This window comes from Paraburkholderia sp. BL9I2N2, from assembly GCF_004339745.1.
Taxonomy (GTDB): domain Bacteria; phylum Pseudomonadota; class Gammaproteobacteria; order Burkholderiales; family Burkholderiaceae; genus Paraburkholderia.
This window is the reverse complement of the sequence record NZ_SMGP01000002.1, coordinates 191,304-207,462: the sequence shown is the minus strand read 5'-3', so window position 1 is coordinate 207,462 and position 16,159 is coordinate 191,304. Positions and strand designations below refer to the sequence as shown.

At 59.9% G+C, this 16,159-nt stretch carries 14 protein-coding genes; all 14 read right to left on the bottom strand.

The features are described from left to right. Positions 1-26: 26 nt before the first annotated feature. The 14 genes from B0G74_RS22885 to B0G74_RS22825 all read right to left on the bottom strand — a co-directional run bounded on the left by B0G74_RS22885 (position 27) and on the right by B0G74_RS22825 (position 14,531). Positions 27-1,664 carry a molecular chaperone GroEL gene (locus tag B0G74_RS22885; protein WP_132377168.1) on the bottom strand — a complete coding sequence of 546 codons (1,638 nt, stop codon included), beginning with the start codon at positions 1,662-1,664 and terminating at the stop codon, positions 27-29. Between the two features lie 42 nt (positions 1,665-1,706). Further along, a complete protein-coding gene (locus tag B0G74_RS22880; protein WP_132377167.1) occupies positions 1,707-2,591 on the bottom strand; it encodes an iron-sulfur cluster assembly protein in 885 nt (294 codons plus the stop codon). Beyond that, positions 2,588-3,613 carry an amidohydrolase family protein gene (locus tag B0G74_RS22875; protein WP_132377166.1) on the bottom strand — a complete coding sequence of 342 codons (1,026 nt, stop codon included), beginning with the start codon at positions 3,611-3,613 and terminating at the stop codon, positions 2,588-2,590. Before B0G74_RS22875 ends, B0G74_RS22880 begins: the two co-directional genes overlap by 4 nt. A gap of 82 nt (positions 3,614-3,695) precedes the next feature. Further along, positions 3,696-4,049 (bottom strand): MmoB/DmpM family protein, encoded by a 354-nt coding sequence (locus tag B0G74_RS22870; protein ID WP_062137265.1) that lies wholly within the window; start codon positions 4,047-4,049, stop codon positions 3,696-3,698. Between the two features lie 44 nt (positions 4,050-4,093). After that, on the bottom strand, positions 4,094-5,176 hold the full coding sequence (locus tag B0G74_RS22865) for an aromatic/alkene monooxygenase hydroxylase subunit beta (RefSeq protein WP_132377165.1): 1,083 nt from the start codon (positions 5,174-5,176) through the stop codon (positions 4,094-4,096). A 60-nt stretch (positions 5,177-5,236) separates the two neighbouring features. Continuing rightward, the gene (locus B0G74_RS22860) at positions 5,237-6,319 is read right to left on the bottom strand and encodes an FAD-binding oxidoreductase (protein ID WP_132377164.1); all 1,083 of its coding nucleotides are present in this window, start codon (positions 6,317-6,319) and stop codon (positions 5,237-5,239) included. A gap of 57 nt (positions 6,320-6,376) precedes the next feature. Further along, positions 6,377-8,047: an aromatic/alkene/methane monooxygenase hydroxylase/oxygenase subunit alpha gene (locus B0G74_RS22855; protein ID WP_132377163.1), complete on the bottom strand. Its 1,671-nt coding sequence runs from the start codon at positions 8,045-8,047 to the stop codon at positions 6,377-6,379. A 470-nt stretch (positions 8,048-8,517) separates the two neighbouring features. Continuing rightward, positions 8,518-8,721: a hypothetical protein gene (locus B0G74_RS22850; protein ID WP_132377162.1), complete on the bottom strand. Its 204-nt coding sequence runs from the start codon at positions 8,719-8,721 to the stop codon at positions 8,518-8,520. Positions 8,722-8,761: 40 nt separating this feature from the next. Next, positions 8,762-9,856: a WD40 repeat domain-containing protein gene (locus B0G74_RS22845; RefSeq protein WP_132377161.1), complete on the bottom strand. Its 1,095-nt coding sequence runs from the start codon at positions 9,854-9,856 to the stop codon at positions 8,762-8,764. Continuing rightward, on the bottom strand, positions 9,853-10,875 hold the full coding sequence (locus B0G74_RS22840) for a GTP-binding protein (protein ID WP_132377160.1): 1,023 nt from the start codon (positions 10,873-10,875) through the stop codon (positions 9,853-9,855). Before B0G74_RS22840 ends, B0G74_RS22845 begins: the two co-directional genes overlap by 4 nt. Beyond that, the gene (locus B0G74_RS22835; protein ID WP_132377159.1) at positions 10,872-11,189 is read right to left on the bottom strand and encodes a hypothetical protein; all 318 of its coding nucleotides are present in this window, start codon (positions 11,187-11,189) and stop codon (positions 10,872-10,874) included. Before B0G74_RS22835 ends, B0G74_RS22840 begins: the two co-directional genes overlap by 4 nt. Positions 11,190-11,224: 35 nt before the next feature. After that, a complete protein-coding gene (locus tag B0G74_RS22830) occupies positions 11,225-12,268 on the bottom strand; it encodes an NAD(P)-dependent alcohol dehydrogenase (RefSeq protein ID WP_132377158.1) in 1,044 nt (347 codons plus the stop codon). 475 nt (positions 12,269-12,743) lie between these two features. Then, complete coding sequence (locus B0G74_RS45840; RefSeq protein WP_165923915.1) at positions 12,744-12,896, bottom strand: hypothetical protein; 153 nt, start codon at positions 12,894-12,896, stop codon at positions 12,744-12,746. Positions 12,897-13,346: 450 nt separating this feature from the next. Further along, the gene (locus tag B0G74_RS22825; protein ID WP_132377157.1) at positions 13,347-14,531 is read right to left on the bottom strand and encodes a hypothetical protein; all 1,185 of its coding nucleotides are present in this window, start codon (positions 14,529-14,531) and stop codon (positions 13,347-13,349) included. Positions 14,532-16,159: the final 1,628 nt, after the last annotated feature.

Below are 16,159 nucleotides of genomic sequence, written 5' to 3'. Positions count from 1 at the left end.
AGACCGGCTATGTCGATCTCACGCGTCTATTGGCGGCCGAGCAGTTCGGCGCCTGCGCCTAGCGCCGGTCCGGCGGTCGGATCGATCGTCTCCGGCTTCTTGGCGATCAGCGTCTGGGTGGTGAGAATCAACCCTGCTACCGATGCCGCATTGCGCACCGCGCTGTAGCTGACCTTTACCGGATCGATGATGCCGGCCTCGACGAGATTGACGAATGCGCCGCTACGCGCGTCGAGACCCATCCCGGGTTCTGCCCGCACCGCTTCACTTACGATGGCCGCGCCGTCGAGGCCGCAATTCGTCGCGATGTGAAAGAGCGGCTTCGCCAACGCACGCTGCAAGAGCCGCGCGCCTTGCTGCACGCTGCCGTGGCTACGCGCGATGACGCCCTCCAGTTCCGACGAGACCCGCAACAGGGCCATGCCGCCGCCCGGCACGACGCCTTCGGCAATCGCCGCGCGCGCCGCGTGGATGGCATCGTCGATCAGATGCAGTCGACGTTTCTGTTCGACCGGGGTCGCTCCACCCGCGAGAATCAGCGCGGTGCCGCCCGACAGTTTTGCAAGGCGCACCTGAAACTTGTCGCGCTCAACGTTCTCCGGCGCCATCTCATACTGGCGCGCCACCTGCTGACGACGCGCCGCAACCGCCGACGGATCGCCCCCGCCGGCCGTGATGATGGTCTGGTTCGACGAAATGCGCACCTGCCGCGCGCTGCCGAGGTCGCGCAATTCGGTGGCTTCCAGCTTCCCGCCCAGGTCGCGGGCAACGACCTTGCCGCCTGTGACGATTGCGATGTCCTCGAGCATCGCCTTGCGCCAGTGTCCGTACTCCGGTGGATGAATCGCGGCGACAGGCATGCCGCCGTTGTCGCGCCATGCGAGCAGCGTCATGACGCAGGCCGGCGCCACCTCCTCGGCAATGATCAGCAGCGGACGTTTACTCCGGCTCGCCAATGCCTGAAGCGCTGCGACTTCTTCCTGCGATTGCAGCCGCTGGTCGGTCATCAGAATGAGCGGGTTATCCAGCACCACCTGCATTCTCTCGATGTCCGTCACCATATGGTGTGACAGGTAGCCGCGATCGAAAGCCATCCCGTCTACCACTTCCAGACGGGTTTCGACTGTGGTGCCGTATTCCACATCGACAATCCCATCGGCGCCCACCCGCTCCAATGCTTCGGCCACCAGCTTGCCGGTGAATTCGTCGTTGGCTGCCACCACCGCCACGGCGCGCACTTCGTCACCGCTGCGCAGAGGCGTCGCAGCGCGTTTGAGCGCGTCGATTGCTTCGTTGACGGCCAGTTCCAGACCTTGCACCAGTTCGACCGGATTGGCGCCTTGCGCGAGGCAAGCGAGCCCGTCCTGGACCAGTGCGTCGGCCAGAACGGTCGCGGTGGTCGTGCCGTCCCCGGCCACTTCATTGGTCTGCTTGGACACTTCGCGGACGACTTGCGCACCGATATTCTCGAATGGATCTTCGAGTTCGATCTCGTTGGCAATACTGACACCGTCGCGCGAAATGATCGGCGTGCCGATCGGCCGGTCGATGATCGCGTTCATTCCACGCGGGCCGAGCGTGCCTCGCACTGCCTTGGCCAGTTTCGCAACGCCTCGACCTAGCGCCATACGCGCGTCGTCGTCATGCAGCATGATATTCGGCATGATCCTGCTCCTCCTGATCCGGTTAGTTCGGATTGCTGTTTTTTACTCTGCTGCGCCGCGTGTCTCTCGTGGTGGCGCGAACGTGCCTCCGGGCTTCGAACCGCCAGTGCGGACGAAATGCACCGGTTTGATCTCGACCGCTGACGCCGGAGTGCAGCTTTCGCCATAGCGGGCAGCCAGAAGACCGCGGCATAACGCGCCGTTGAATTCGGCATTGACGCCGACCCTTCGCAACGCGCGCAGGTATGCACCCAGCCCGTCAGGATTCAGCGGCGCACCTTCCGTGTCGATAAAAGCCGGTTCATCCGTCTGCTCTGCTTCGTCGATACAGCGCCCCACTACAAAACGCCGCTCGCGATAGCGCGCGACCAGGCGCTGGGTTTTCCCGTCGTCGCCCGTGCTTGTGCTTGCGAGCGCGGACAGGTGCGCCATGTTCAAGCGCACCAGCATCGCAGGCTCGTTGCCTTGCGCCAGCAGCCAGCTTAAAAGCGCTTCCTGCCGCCGCTGAAAAGCCTTGACGAGAAAAATGCGCCGCACGTCCTCCACTTCGCCATTCGCTTCGTTGCCGAAGGTTTGCTGGAACGACCGTCCGGCGGCTACACCTCGATTGATCTCGGCGGCATACATATGCTCGTCGAGTGTGATCGTGATGTCTGTCACCCATGGCAAGGCCGCTATCGCCTGTCGCATGTCGTCCGCCATCAGGTAGGCGAAGTTGGCCGCACACCAGTAGGTCGGCAGGCGGAAACCGATCGATACAGAGCCGCCGTCGACCTCCACCGCGGTGACGAAACCCAGCTCCGTCACCGACTCATCGAGTTCCGGGTCGTCGACCGCCGCCAGTCGGGACCAGACCTCGGCGACCCGGTCGACAGCGCTCCTCGACACGACGACAGCCGGTGCTTGCACAGCGCGCGCGGTGCTCATGCGCCGACCGCGGCCGGTTGCCGGACGTCCTCCAGCAGCGCCTTTTGCGCCTCGATGTCGATGCCGTACAACCGCGCCGCATTGAGCCCGAGGATCTTTTTCTTGGCCGTCAGCGACAACTGGACGCCGGTTTCCTTACTCACCGACTCGGGCAGTTCGAAGGCCATGAACTTCTCGATCAGCCATTTCGGCGACCAGATGCCATAGTCGCTGCCGTAGAGGATCTTGTCCTCGCCGATCCAGAACAGCAGTTCCGAGATCACGTGCGCGAAGTACTCAGGCCGGGTGTGGATGAACGGCAGCACCACGGCGAGACCACCGTAGACATTCGTCTCCTGGGTCGCGATCCAGCAGAAATCGTCAAGCCGTGGCAAGCCGCAGTGCTCGACGATGAAATTCAGGTTCTGAAAGCTGGTGGCGGCATCGTCAACATCGGCCACGTCGAACGCGTCGCGATTCAGCGGCAGAATCGTCGGTCCCTTGTGCACGTGGATGTTCTTGATGCCCAGCTTCTCGCAGCGTTCGAAATAACGCTGCACGCCGGGGTCCGACAGCTTGTAGCCCTTGCTGTCGCCGCGCCACTCCGCCGTGTAAAGCTTGACGCCCTGAATCTTGTAGAGGGATGCAAGCTCCTCGAGACGATCGAGTCCGGCTTCCCCGTCGCGCGGATCGAATGCGCCGTTGACGATAAAGCGGTGCGGATACTTCTGCTTGAGCACGTAGTTGGCTTCGGTCGTGTTGAAGCCGTTCTTGTAGAAGTCCGTCAGGTAGGTTGGCTGACAGATCGCCATGTCGTCGTAACCCGTGACGAACAGGTCGTTGTACATGGCTTCTTCGCCGTACTTGTCGAACTTCTCCTTCGGCCACAAATACTCCTTGGGGCTCAGGTTCGAGTGATACGCGTAGAAGCAGTCAATGAATTGCTGACCGTGCACGTTTTTAAGGTTGGCCTTGCTGCCGTCCCATAGATGAACGTGTCCGTCGATGACGAAGATTTCCTCACCGTCCGTGGTTCGATACATGGCATTCGTCTCCTTGGTTGCATGGGCGGCCCGTCGCCCTTTGAGGACACGCGGCCGCCTGATTAGCTGGCGGGGTGTTCGCTCACTCGTAAGCCATCGCATCGTCCATATTGCCGAACAGCACCACCGTCTCGTCGTCGATCATCACCATCCGCCCGTAGTGGGTCGAGGTGGAGATTTCGAACAGATGCGGCGTCATCTCGCGACCGAGCACTTCGCTGATCTCGCCCATCTTGAACTCGATCTTGCCCTGCCCGTCGATACGGATCATCGCGGGCAGATAGGTCACCGTGATGCCCGGCTTGGTGGACATCAGTTCGGCAATCGCCCGGGCTTCGACGCTGTCGTTCATCGTCACGCCGCATTGATGCGAAATGGTCTGTTCGAAGCGGACGTCCTTCATCGACTTGAAAATATTGTCGGTATGCACTGACATTGCGTACTCCTCTTCGCGGTTGGTTCGATGGGTTCGAGAAGCGCTCAGGCGCGGATCGACGACGGAAAGTGAACGCCGATTTCTCTCGCGATCATCTCCGCCCGCTCTATGGAACTGTTCAGACAGTCGTTGAACTGGGCCGTCTTCACGTGCGGAATCGACCAGATCGGCTGCAACTGTTTTGCTGCCGCCGAGGCCAGCGCACCGTGTTTTTCCAGCCACTCGCCGAACAGCTTGCGATTGGCTTCGCCGTGCTGCGGGTCGTTGGCGAGCATATGGAACAGCTCGACGGCATTGGCCAGATTGCGCTCATAGTCGCCTTCCGCCGCGGACACGACGGTCGGAGTCAGAAAATCGTTTTGCGAGGCGGCGACCTGCATGATGAATCCGCTGCGAAACAGATCCGCCACGAGCGGCTCGAATACGATGTTCACGGCGAAGTACTTCTCGAGAAAATCGGTGGCGCCGCCGATGGTCTCTATCGCCCGGCGCGTGTCCTGCCAGATTGGGTCGGTGAGCCAATGCTGCTTGCCGGCATCGAGGTCGAGGTTGGGCAGGTCCAACGCGATCTCGCCTAAATAAAGCGTCAGGTCCTGAGCAAAGCGCAGCTTGTACGACGCGTTCGTGAGGATGGCGCTATTGATCATCTGGGTGTAGCCGTAGCGCTGCGCATGCATCGTGGCCGTGCCCAAGCCGAACTCCGCATGCTTGTATGCGCCCAGATGCTGCTCCAGCACCTTGATCCAGGTTTTATCGAAGCGCTTTACCGCCCCTGAGCGCCGCGCGTTCTGGATCGCGCCGGTGATCATGCCGACAATGGTCGACTGACGCTGGTAATGGGTGCGCTCCCACTCTTCGTCCACCGCGCGGAACCGATGCCAGTCCGAGCTTTTGGCCGCCGTCCAGGTTTTCGAATACGTTGGCGTGCCGTCAGCGAATGCAAGAATCCAGTCTTGCAGCAGATACCGATTCGGGTCCGGCTGTACATCCACTGTCATGTCTTCGTAGTGGCTCGCCTTGCGTCCCTTCGGCTCGAAGTAGTTGTACTTGCGGCTGTCCCAGCCGGAAAACTGGGCCGCGCCGGCCGCGCCCGACTTCACTGGCGACTGCTCTGCCAACGTACTCATGTTAGTCCTCCATCGTGTTTCGGTTATAGGCACTTCGAATAGGCGTTTTGCCAGATTCGGTCAGCGAACCGCCTGCGTAAACTTGTCGAAATAGAGCCGCTCTGGCGCGACACCCGCCATCTGAAGAACCGGCATCACCGCCTCGATCATCGGGGTAGGACCGCATGTGTAGGCGTCGATCTCGCCAGCGAGCGCCTCTTCGCGCAAGGTGCGGCTGAGCACCTCGTGGATGAAGCCGGTCTCACCCGTCCAGCCGTCATCTGGTTCGGCATTCGAGAGCGCCGGAATAAAGCGGAAATCCGGCAGCTTTTGTTCCAGCTCCTCGAACTCGTCGAGATAGAACAGATCGCGACGGCTGCGCGCGCCGTAGAAAAAACGGATCGGTCGCTCTTCGCCGCTTTGCACGTGGTCGCTGAGGATCGACCACAGCGGCGACATGCCCGACCCTCCGCCCACCAGAATCATCGGTCCGGGTTGGTCCTCACGACGAAAACAGGTGCCGTACGGCCCCTTCGCGATCAGCCTGTCGCCCGGGCTCAGACCACCGTCAAGTTGCGACGAAAACGCGCCATTGGGATACTTCTTGATGATAAATTTCAGCGTCGATTCGCCGTCAGGCGTATTCGCCATCGAGAAAGATCGCGTGATGTCCGCGCCCGGAATCGTCAGGTCGACATACTGTCCGGCCCAAAAGCGCAACGGCCTCGACAACCTCACTTCCAGCAGCTTGATGTCGTGCGTGAGCGCGGTGATCTTCGTGAGCGTCGCATCATATTCGCTCACCGCGATCGAGCGGCGCATCAGGTCTTCGTCATAATTCAGTAGCTCGACGGTCAGATCGCTATAGGCGAGCGTGCGGCAAAGCAGGATGTGGCCGGATTCGCGTTCGTAGTCGGGCAGCGCGAACGTCGAGTACTTCTTGAGTTCGACATCGCCTTCGATCAACAGCGACTTGCAGCTGCTGCACTGCCCCTCCTTGCATCCATGCATCACCGCAATGCCCTGGCGAAACGCTGCATCGAGCACTGTCTCGCCTTCCGCCACCGACATCTGCACACCGACCGGCTCGAAGGAAACGGTATGGAATACTTTGTCGTCGCCTGTGTCCGTCATCTCGTGCCTCGTCTCTTGCGTGTCGCTCATCTTGTGCTCCTGATCCGTCCGGCGGCGATATAGGCGCCGCCGGATCGGATAGCTTCGTCAATTCACCGGATTGATCTTGAAGCCGGCGCGATACTCGGCAATGTGTTTCTCGCGCTGCTCCGGTGTCATGGCGCGCAGCAGCACGATCGGGCTCTGGATCGTGTTGCCGCGCACGTGGTCGAGCGTCCACATCTGCTTGTCGTCAAAGCGCAGATGGGGTTGCGGCACGAGCGTCTTGCCGTCGCTGCGCACAAAGCCGAGATCCTTGATGCAATCAGCCAGATCCCAGCCGTGGTAGCACTCTTCCCATTGGCGGCGTCCGCTGAAGCGGCCCATAGCCGGGGTCGGTCTGCCCTCGTATTCCGGCGCGAACGCCACCTTATGCGTCCAGCGGCACAGCTCCGAGCAATACGTATACAGTTGGCCGTCGACCTCATCCACTACGAAGTCTTCACGGATCAGACAGGGCACCAGACAGCTCCAGCAACGGTGCGGATACACGTAACCGTTTTCCTGATCGAACAGCATGTTGGTTTCGCCCGGCACGCTCTTCTTCGCGTACCACTTCCAGAAGTCGCCGAATTCGGCGTACCAGCCAGGGTACTTGTGTTCGAACCATTCGAAGTCTTTTTCGGTCTGCGCTTCAATGCGCCAGAAGTTGACGGGCCAGCCCACGGAGAAGAACTGTGCGACTTTGTGGACATAGTTCTGCTTGACAATGCGGTCCCAGGCGGCGGCGACGTCGTCGTGGTGAATCTTGATGCCGTACTTTTCCAGCGGCAGCATGTAGGTGCGGTAGTAATCCTCGTAGATCCACCGGTGCCACAACTCGGCGTACGATTCCTTGTTCTTGTCGCGGTCCGTGGTGCCGTACTCGATGAAGGTGCCAATAGCGGCGTCGACGATCGCGTGGTTCTGCCAGAACGCATAGCGCAGGTCGCGCTCGAGCAGCAGATGGTTGTCCGGATCGTTGATGATCGACATCACCAGCGAGTGACCATTGCCGATGTGGCGGCTTTCGTCCGACTGCACCGAAAGGAACACGGTCGGCAACGCGTAGTCGCCGTTGCGGGCGGCTTCCGATGGCATCGCGACAAACAGCGTGTTCGTGAAGGCCGTTTCGGCCACCACCTGCAGGAACACGTTAGCGGCCGTAACCGCATCGCCGGTGAGGAAGCCCTCGGCGAACTGACGGCCGATCGTGGTGGCATAGCACTTGCCAAATGCGGCTTCAGTAATATCGAACCCGGCCGGATCGATATAGTTTTCCATGTACCACTTTTTCAGATTCATCTGGATCGTGGAGTGCCGGAACTCGTCGACCATCTGCATCGTAAAGCCGGTGCGTAGCTCTTCACCCGGTGCGAGCCGGCCGAGCATCGCCATCGAACGCGCCGCGGAAATCTCGGGGAACGGAATGATGGCGAGGAACAGCTTCATCCATTCGACCCAGCGGGGCTGGACGTTGCGGAACATGTCGCCGCGCAGTGCCGCGTCGAGTGCGCCGTAGACGCGGTTGTCCTTTTCCTCCTGCATCGGAAAATAAGAGCGCAGCACCTGTTTCATCGGGTCGCGTGGCGCCTTGCTGATCTTGTAGTCCGTCGGGAAGGTCATGGCCTCCTGGACGTAACTCGGAGTCCAACCGAGATCGGCAACGCGGCGTGCCGCTTCGCCAATGCTGATCCCGCGCTGGGACGTGATCTTGTTGAGCGTTAATCCATCAGACATTGAGCTCTCCTAGTTCCATTTCGATAACTGTCGCAATGCGACGCTTCGGGCAGGGCCGGCTACCGCCAGGACCAGAGTCAACAACACGGGCGGGCCGTCTCGTTGGCAAGCGAAAAGTTCGGGAGAAGGAACGGAAGGACAAGCCTGTTGGGCCGGTCTTCATTGATCGTGTCTCCTGCTGTTTTCGGCTCGCGTTTTGTGACGTCGACGCTTCCGGTTTGACCTGCACTGATAGAGCGATAAGCGTGCCAGAAGGGAATTCTTTATTCCGCATCAAGCCTGGTAACGAGCACGGGCTTTTGCCGGAAATTCTTGCAGTGCGCCATGTTGTGTTCTGCGACAACTCCGCCTCGCGACGCTGTCCGATATTGGGACGTTTGGATCGGGCGGCGGGTGCTGAATCGATCGTCTATATTATTTCGGATACCATATTTTCAATGACGGCTAACGGGGTGAACCGTGGCACGCTGCTACGTCGCAACGCTGCCGTGGCTTTCACCCGTAAGAATCACGCTTCGGGCAGCGCCGTCGGGCTCTTTTCCTTCGGCGACAAAGCGTGCCGTAAGAATTAGCGCGCCCAGCGCGAAGTCCTTGCCGTACGCTTCGATCATCTCGTCCGCCACGGCGCCAAGGCGCTCGAAGAACTGCTCTTTGGGTGTGTGTCCGTTATGCATGTTTGTCTCCGTTTTGACATGTGATGGAAGCACCGCCCGTTTATCCGCGGCGTCCAAAGCGGAACAGTTCGTCGGGCAGAAACACCAGCGCCAACTCGCCCGCCTCGGTTCCCAGAGCGAGCCGCCCACCGTCCGGCGACCAGGCCATCGCGCTGACCGCACTGTTGCCGGAATCCTTGATAAACAGAATGTCGCTACTGCCTGGCTGACACAGCAACACCGCACCGCTGTGATAACCCACTGCAATCAGCGGATGAGCCGGATGGCAGGCCACCTGGCTTACCGGCGCCTTGCCGAGAGCGCCGCATTCGTGTGGTTCGTCGTTCGCGCCGGGCGGATCGAAGCGCCAGCACACTGCGCGCATGCCGCCGCTGGTGGCGAGAAAGCGGCCGTCAGCGGAAAACGATAGCGAGCGCGGCTGGCCGGGATAGCCGCCCATCTCGATGTCCGCGCCGTCGGGCAGCCGCCAGCCATGCAGCGCATTCTCTTCCATACCGCTTACGAGATAGCGGCCATCAGGGCTCCACGCCACGTTGCGGTGATAGCCCGGCCACGCAAGCTGACGCTCCCGGAGCGTGTCGGCTGCCCACAGCGTGACGCCACCATGATGCGAGATCGCCAGTTGTGTACCAGTTGGGTCGAAAGCCAGCGATGTCGCCGATCCGGGCAGCATCAGGCAGGCAGGTTTGGCCCCAAGCCAATGAACCCGGCGGCCGCTTGCATAGACTCGACCACCCGCCTGGCTGGCGGCCACGCGGTCGATCCATGCGCCGGCTTCATGCGCGACGAGTTCGCTCGTGCCATCGAGCCGCAAATGAACGAGGCGGCCATCATCACCACCGCTCAAGAAGCCGCCCGCAGGGTCGGCGGCAAGGGCCAGGCACGTGCCCTCATGCACGCTGAAGCGCGCGAGCGGCGCTGGTGGTGCCTGCGCCTGCACGACCTCGACGCCGCCGCTCTCGCGTGGTTTGAGTCGAGGGCCGCCGTCCCAGACACCCGTGGCGAGCGCAAGCGTGCCGTCACCGAGGGCGAATTCAGCGGATTGCCCCGCCGCGTCCCACACGACTTCGACGACGGACGCGTCGGTAACCCAACACGCCCCAAGCAGTTCGATCAGAACGGGAGGCGCGTTCATGAGTCGATCTCGCAGTACCGGATGCTCTCCCGCAACTCGCGCCGGTCGAGATTGCGGCCGATAAACACGAGGCGGCTGTCACGGTGTTCGCCGGCTCGCCAGGGCCGGTCGAAATCCGTATCCATCGTCATGTGCACGCCCTGAAACACGAAGCGACGCTCCGATCCGGCGAGGTCGACAATCCCTTTTGCACGCAACAGGTTCTGGCCTTGCTCGACCACCAACTGCTGCAGCCAGGAGAGGAAGCGCGTGCGTTCGAGCGGGCGCTCGACACGCAGCGATACGCTGTCGATGCCGTGACTATGGCGACCCTGTTTGACGGGGGCGCCTGCACGAAGCGGCACGTAGTGGTAAGTCCGCTCGCCGCGTGATGATTCAACGCCCTCACCCGCCGATGTGGCGAGCGCCATGCGCTTGAGATCGAACGCGCCGCGATCGAGCAGCGCGGCAAGCGGTATTTCGCAGCGCACACTGGTCCGCCATTCCACGGTCGGGTTGATGCGCCGCACGGCGTCCTGAACCGAAGCGAGACCGGCCGGATCGACGAGGTCGATCTTGTTGATCAGTACGATGTCGGCCTGCGCGAGTTGCTCCGCGGCCTCGCGGCTGTCTGCGAGGCGCGCCTGCAAATGCGCGGCATCGGCCACGCAGATTACGCTGTCGAGCCGCGTGCGCTGCCGGATCTCATCATCGATAAAGAAGGTTTGCACCACCGGCGCGGGGTCAGCCAGACCGGAGGTTTCGATCAGGATCCCGTCAAAGCCGTCCTTGCGCTTGACCAGCGCCGCCACCACGCGAATCAGATCACCGCGCACCTTGCAACAGACACAGCCGTTGTTCAATTCGATGACCTCGTCTTCTGCGCCGACGACGAGACCACCGTCAATGCCGATCGCGCCGAACTCGTTGACGATCACCGCATAGCGCCGGCCGTGCTGCTCGCGCAGAATGCGATTGAGCAGCGTGGTTTTGCCAGCGCCGAGAAAGCCGGTGAGCACCGTAACCGGAATCCGATTCATTGCCAGCCCCCTTGTGTCTCAGACGACGCTCGACTGTCCAGTTGAGCCAGCTCGTTCGCAAGCCGCTCCCGCTCGGATTCGATCGCCCGCAACGCGCTTTCGGCCTCGCCGAGGCGCTCGCGCAATTGCTCGATATGCGACGTTCCTTCTGGCGACACACCGTCGCGCTGCTCGCAAGCGAGTGCGCACGCCAGTTCGATCTCCGCGCCCGCGCGTCTGCTTTCTCCGCGCAAGTGGTGGGAATTGACTTCGGTCAGTGCAATAACCAGACGCATGCGCTCGAAAAGCGAGGCTGCGTCACGCTCCACAGTCACGGCAATCTCCACGTTGAGGTGCCCCGTCGAGGCGACTACGGAATCAACACCGCCCGGCCTTTGACCTTGCCGTGGTGCAGATCCTTGAGCGCCTGGTTCGCCTCGCTCAGACGGTATTCACGGGTTGACAGATGGACGAGGCCACGGTCGGCGAGCGCCATCAGTTCGACGAGTTCGGGATACGTGCCGACCAGGTTGCCGACGATCGTCTTCTCGCTGGTGATCATGTCGATGGTCGGCAACTCGATCTTTCCGCCATAGCCAACGATGTAATAGAAGCCCGCGTTGCGCGTCATGGCGAGGCCCTTCGCGATGGCGTCGCCTTCGCCGACAAAATCGATTACCGCTTCGGCGCCGTTGCCGCCCGTCAGTTCGAGTACGCGCTCCACTTCATCACCGTCGCCCTTGACCGTGTGATGCGCGCCGCAATCCTTCGCAAGCTGCAGCGCGACCTCGGAGCGGTCGACTACGATGATTTCAGCCGCGCAAAGCGCGTTCAAAACCTGAATGCCGATGTGCCCCAGGCCACCGGCGCCGATCACGACGGCAAATTGACCAGGGAGCAAATGGCGCGACGCTTTTTTCGCAGCGCGGTACGCGGTCAAGCCGGCGTCGGTATACGGTGCGACGTCCTTCGGTGCGAGCGATTTCGGCAACTGAATCAGCGAGCGTTCGCCCGTCAGCAGATATTGCGCGTAGCCGCCGTTGGCATTGATGCCGGGAAACCGGCTCTCCGTGGCGTGCATATCGTCGCCACGCCGGCAGGCGAGGCAATGTCCGCTCGTCACGAGGGGATGGCAGATGACCGGGTCGCCCACCTTGACACTCTCCACACCGCGACCCACCTCTTCGACCCAGCCGGCGTTTTCGTGGCCCATGATGTAGGGCAACGCGACATCGACCTTGCTGCGCCAGATGCCTTCCACGACGTGCAGATCGGTGCGGCACACACCGGCGCCGCCAATCCGGACGATGACATCAGTGGGTCGCTCGATCTTCGGATCGTCGACATCTTCGTAGCGCACGAATTCTTCGCGAGTCAGCGACTCGTCGTACTGATGCAGCACGGCAGCTTTCACTTTTGTCTCCTCCGTTTATGTATGGCCGGCAAATGCACCAACCATACGAGCGGCGCTTTTGCGCGGGGCCGACACAGACTAGGCAATGTCCATGCCAAAGGAGAAGGAAGCGATCACGCCACCCTAAGAAGGCGCGTGAGCATGGGAAGCGGTGTTATCCGCAGCGACCAGATGGCTCGCGTGCTGGAGCACTGTCGCAAAATCGGACGCTTGGTGTGGGTGGGGATCGGCGGCTTGTCCGAAAATGGGACGCATCGGGCATGAAGGCTTGCTGACGCCGCGCGGAATTTCGAATTGCCAGTAGCGGGACATCATCGCCCGGCTAGCTGCGTGCCTGCGCTCTTGCCCGACATACCCGGCGTCGTCCAACTCGCCTGTTTGTGCGTTCTCGAAACGCGAAGTACCACGATGTCTGATCCGCCTGGTTTCAGGATGTGGGAATGCCCAGTTCTCTGCTCGTCTCGGCTACGCTACGCTAAGTCAAGGCAATGCCAGGCGAATTTCCGAGTTCGATGTGGCGATGCATCGAAGCCGGCATCGTGACCGATAAGGTGCCGCAGACTGCGACGCGGTCTTCGGCGAAGTGGCTGGTCAGTGTGACGCCCTTCGCCTTAAGGCGCTCGCCCATTACCAAGTCCACTCACGAAGCGCCGCGGTGTCAGTTCCTTGAACGGAAAGCTAAGCCGCCAAGTTGCACTGAATAACGCGGAGGACCCATACGGCGAAGCTATAAAGCGGAAATAGTATTGTGAGATTTTTCACAGACTTCGCCCATTAACGCCAGAATGCTGCGTTTTTTTATTTGATTGGCGGATTTAGCCGAACAGATTGGCGGATTCAACTGAGGTATAGGGCATTCAACTTAGCTCTTGCGCGCCAAACATATGAATCGATCGTCGGATGAGAAATTGCTCAAAGAATTTCTTCCGACAAGAAGGCTTTTCTATGATTCCGGCAAACTGGAGCGTCGCAGATTTTTAACTTCTATCGCCATTTTCCTCTGGAGAATGTTCCCCCAGACGATTAAACAGCCGGGGCGCGATCCATTGCGGCATCGCGCCACCGACTAACACTCACATCACCCGATGCGCGCGTTGGTGACCGTCACCGTCGGGCCGCCCTTGTCCCAGTCTTCCAGGCTCATCGCGCGTTTCCAGACCGGATTGGCGCTGGTAATCGATCCGTTCACGACGTAGCCGTTCAGATGAAGGCCTTGGACGTTGAACGAGCCGCCGGGACTGCCCGTATCCGTATGACCGGTAATGCTGATGCTGACCGTCTTGTTAACCGGCCCCGGCAAGAAACCGAAATAAATGAGAATCCCGCCACCGGCGCAATTATTCGTCGTCGGGCTGACGATGCGAATGTTTTCAAACACGGCGGTATTATCGTTCGGTTCGATATCAAGACCGCATCCGGGTTGCGTTCCTCCGATATTTTCCCAAAGCGGAGTATTGAACGTAATCCCGCTACCACTAATAATCGATACACCCTGGCGACGGCATCCGGTCGCATGGTGAGAATTGACCGTAATGTTTTTGCTGTAGGAACTACTCTGCCTATCGCTATTATTGATATAAATTCCGTCGCCCCAGCAATTAATCGTGGTCGGGGACGTAATGGTGCAATTCGTCGCGCCATTAATCGAAATCCCCATTCCCCATTCACCCGACTTCGCCGAATTCAATTCCTTGCTGCCGTCGAGATACGGGCTTTCGAGCGTGACGTTGCTTACGTCCGCCAATCGAAGAATTTCATAAGTGTCGGTATTATGCGGGAGCAACTTGATCGAAGCGCCGCTTGCAAATCGCACATGGCTATTGGTGCGCAGATCGAGACCGGCCGAATCGATCCGGCTCTTTCCGGTAATCAGCAGAATCTGCCCGACGGAGCCGTCGATTGCGCGCTGAAGCGCGGCGCGATCGTTGGTCGTTCCATCGCCCTTTACGCCGAAAGACGTGTCGAGAAGAACGCCATCGGTGTTTGACGGCGTGCTAGCTGGCGTGCTCGGCGCAGCCGGCGTGCTCGCGCCGGCCGGGGAACTGGCGCCGCTCGGGGAACTGGCGCCGCGCGGATTCGAGGCACCGCCGCCGTGCCGGCCTCTGTTCGCTACCGCGTCGACATTGGCGGGATCGCTGCCGCCGCCGCATGCGGCGAGCACAAGTGCACCGCTGCCGGCCAATAACGATGTCAGAAATTTACGACGGACCGCGAGTTGAGTGTCAGAAACTGAGAGTGTTGCAGCTGGTGTATTCTTAATCATTCAAGTCGTTCCAACTATGCCGGCGCGATCGAAAAGCCAAAACCCAAGCAGACGACCTCGACCGCACAGGCGTTTAAAGGGAAATTAAGCGAGATAACGGGCGCAAAAAGCCCGAACGCTTACATACGCACTGCCCCGCGTATTCGGCGATGCGAATACGCGAAGGTGCGAGCGAATTCCCGAAGAGATCTCCGCTTAAAGCAAAGAACTTCAGGATTGGTAAAGCAGGGTCTTCCGGAAGGTATCGCCAGACCTGCATTTCGATGACGCAAAGCGCCGATGAGAGCAGAAGAATAGCTAGACGGTAAAATATTACCGTCTTTTAACAATCGTATCAGATTACCAAAGTCAGTTCTACGTCACACTTGTTACAACATGTACGTCATATCATCATACTTTTTACCAAACACGGAACAAATTTCCTGAACATCCCCATTTGTATGGATGTCAATACCGATGATTTTGGATGTTGATTTTAAACGTATGAAGAATAATCAGGTGCGCACATTGTGTCAGTTAAATCTGATTTTAACCGTATGAGTAATTCGGTTGAAAGAAAATAATTGAAGAGAGATTGCGCCTGAAACTCCTGGGTTCCAGGCGCATGGGAAGCGCGGCGACTCACACTGCTCTCGAAATTCTCGGCAAGCGCCGGTCAGTCTGCGCGCGAGCATATTCGCAACCGTCGCGAGGCTCGACGACGAGACTGGTATGTGCGCCGTCGACGTTCTTCACCATCAGGCCCAGCCGGGGGAAGATCCGCGATCACGTCCGGCACGAATGCAGCCAGAAATCGATTGGAACTGCGGCCGCTTGATGTGTGAGCACAGCGCATCGAGTGCGAACTGTTCGCCGCGTTCGACTCCCGCGTCCTCGCTCATGCTCGGATATTCCGAACTCATGCTGAACACGGTCGCGCGCTCATCGGCGACGAGCCGCTATAGCGGTCAACGCCGATGACTCCTCCGGCGCGGTCTCACGACCCAGAAGGCTTTGCGCGTAATTCAACTCGAGGTTGGGAAGAAGCGCGCAAAACGCTCGCCGGTGTGAAGACCTCGAGCGCCGCGCCAAAGCGCGACATGCGTGTCTGAGCGACTCGCTCCGATATGTTGTGAAACAAAGGTTCGCGCGCGTACATGCGCACGCCTCCCCTGAAGAAGTTCTCGCGATTCGTCCGCGCACCCGTATTGGAACAACGCGTCATAGCGTATTTAGCTGTCGTCCGGCTGGCACCGGCGAACAGTCGCATTCCAACAATGCCCCGTACTTGACGATGAGCCCCGCTCCCTCGCATACAGATTACTGCGCCAGTCAACAATGCTATGTGCGCACTCCCACAGTCCGCCTGGCATCACGACAAAGCGCGCCGGTTACGGGTAAAACCTCAATCGACTCTTTGAAAGAGATATGCGTAGTCCCCGGCCGCGTCCCCGAGCACTCGTTGAAAATACAACCTTTCCATCCACCGTGGAGCTTTGGCGCGACACGGTGGCAACTGCTTGCAGCGCGATCTCATCAATGCCCTCTGTCCAGGTCAACTTCGTTCCCTGCTTCTGCAGTGTTGTTTAGCGCACCGAACTCATTTCTAAAGAGCGATCCAATCGATCGAAATGCTCAAAACAAAAAAG

Bases quoted from the DNA above. Each gene is read 5' to 3' on its own strand.
- B0G74_RS22885 (WP_132377168.1), bottom strand. From the start codon at position 1,664: ATGCCGAATATCATGCTGCATGACGACGACGCGCGTATGGCGCTAGGT.
- B0G74_RS22880 (WP_132377167.1), bottom strand. From the start codon at position 2,591: ATGAGCACCGCGCGCGCTGTGCAAGCACCGGCTGTCGTCGTGTCGAGG.
- B0G74_RS22875 (WP_132377166.1), bottom strand. From the start codon at position 3,613: ATGTATCGAACCACGGACGGTGAGGAAATCTTCGTCATCGACGGACAC.
- B0G74_RS22870 (WP_062137265.1), bottom strand. From the start codon at position 4,049: ATGTCAGTGCATACCGACAATATTTTCAAGTCGATGAAGGACGTCCGC.
- B0G74_RS22865 (WP_132377165.1), bottom strand. From the start codon at position 5,176: ATGAGTACGTTGGCAGAGCAGTCGCCAGTGAAGTCGGGCGCGGCCGGC.
- B0G74_RS22860 (WP_132377164.1), bottom strand. From the start codon at position 6,319: ATGAGCGACACGCAAGAGACGAGGCACGAGATGACGGACACAGGCGAC.
- B0G74_RS22855 (WP_132377163.1), bottom strand. From the start codon at position 8,047: ATGTCTGATGGATTAACGCTCAACAAGATCACGTCCCAGCGCGGGATC.
- B0G74_RS22850 (WP_132377162.1), bottom strand. From the start codon at position 8,721: ATGCATAACGGACACACACCCAAAGAGCAGTTCTTCGAGCGCCTTGGC.
- B0G74_RS22845 (WP_132377161.1), bottom strand. From the start codon at position 9,856: ATGAACGCGCCTCCCGTTCTGATCGAACTGCTTGGGGCGTGTTGGGTT.
- B0G74_RS22840 (WP_132377160.1), bottom strand. From the start codon at position 10,875: ATGAATCGGATTCCGGTTACGGTGCTCACCGGCTTTCTCGGCGCTGGC.
- B0G74_RS45840 (WP_165923915.1), bottom strand. From the start codon at position 12,896: ATGGGCGAGCGCCTTAAGGCGAAGGGCGTCACACTGACCAGCCACTTC.
- B0G74_RS22825 (WP_132377157.1), bottom strand. From the start codon at position 14,531: ATGATTAAGAATACACCAGCTGCAACACTCTCAGTTTCTGACACTCAA.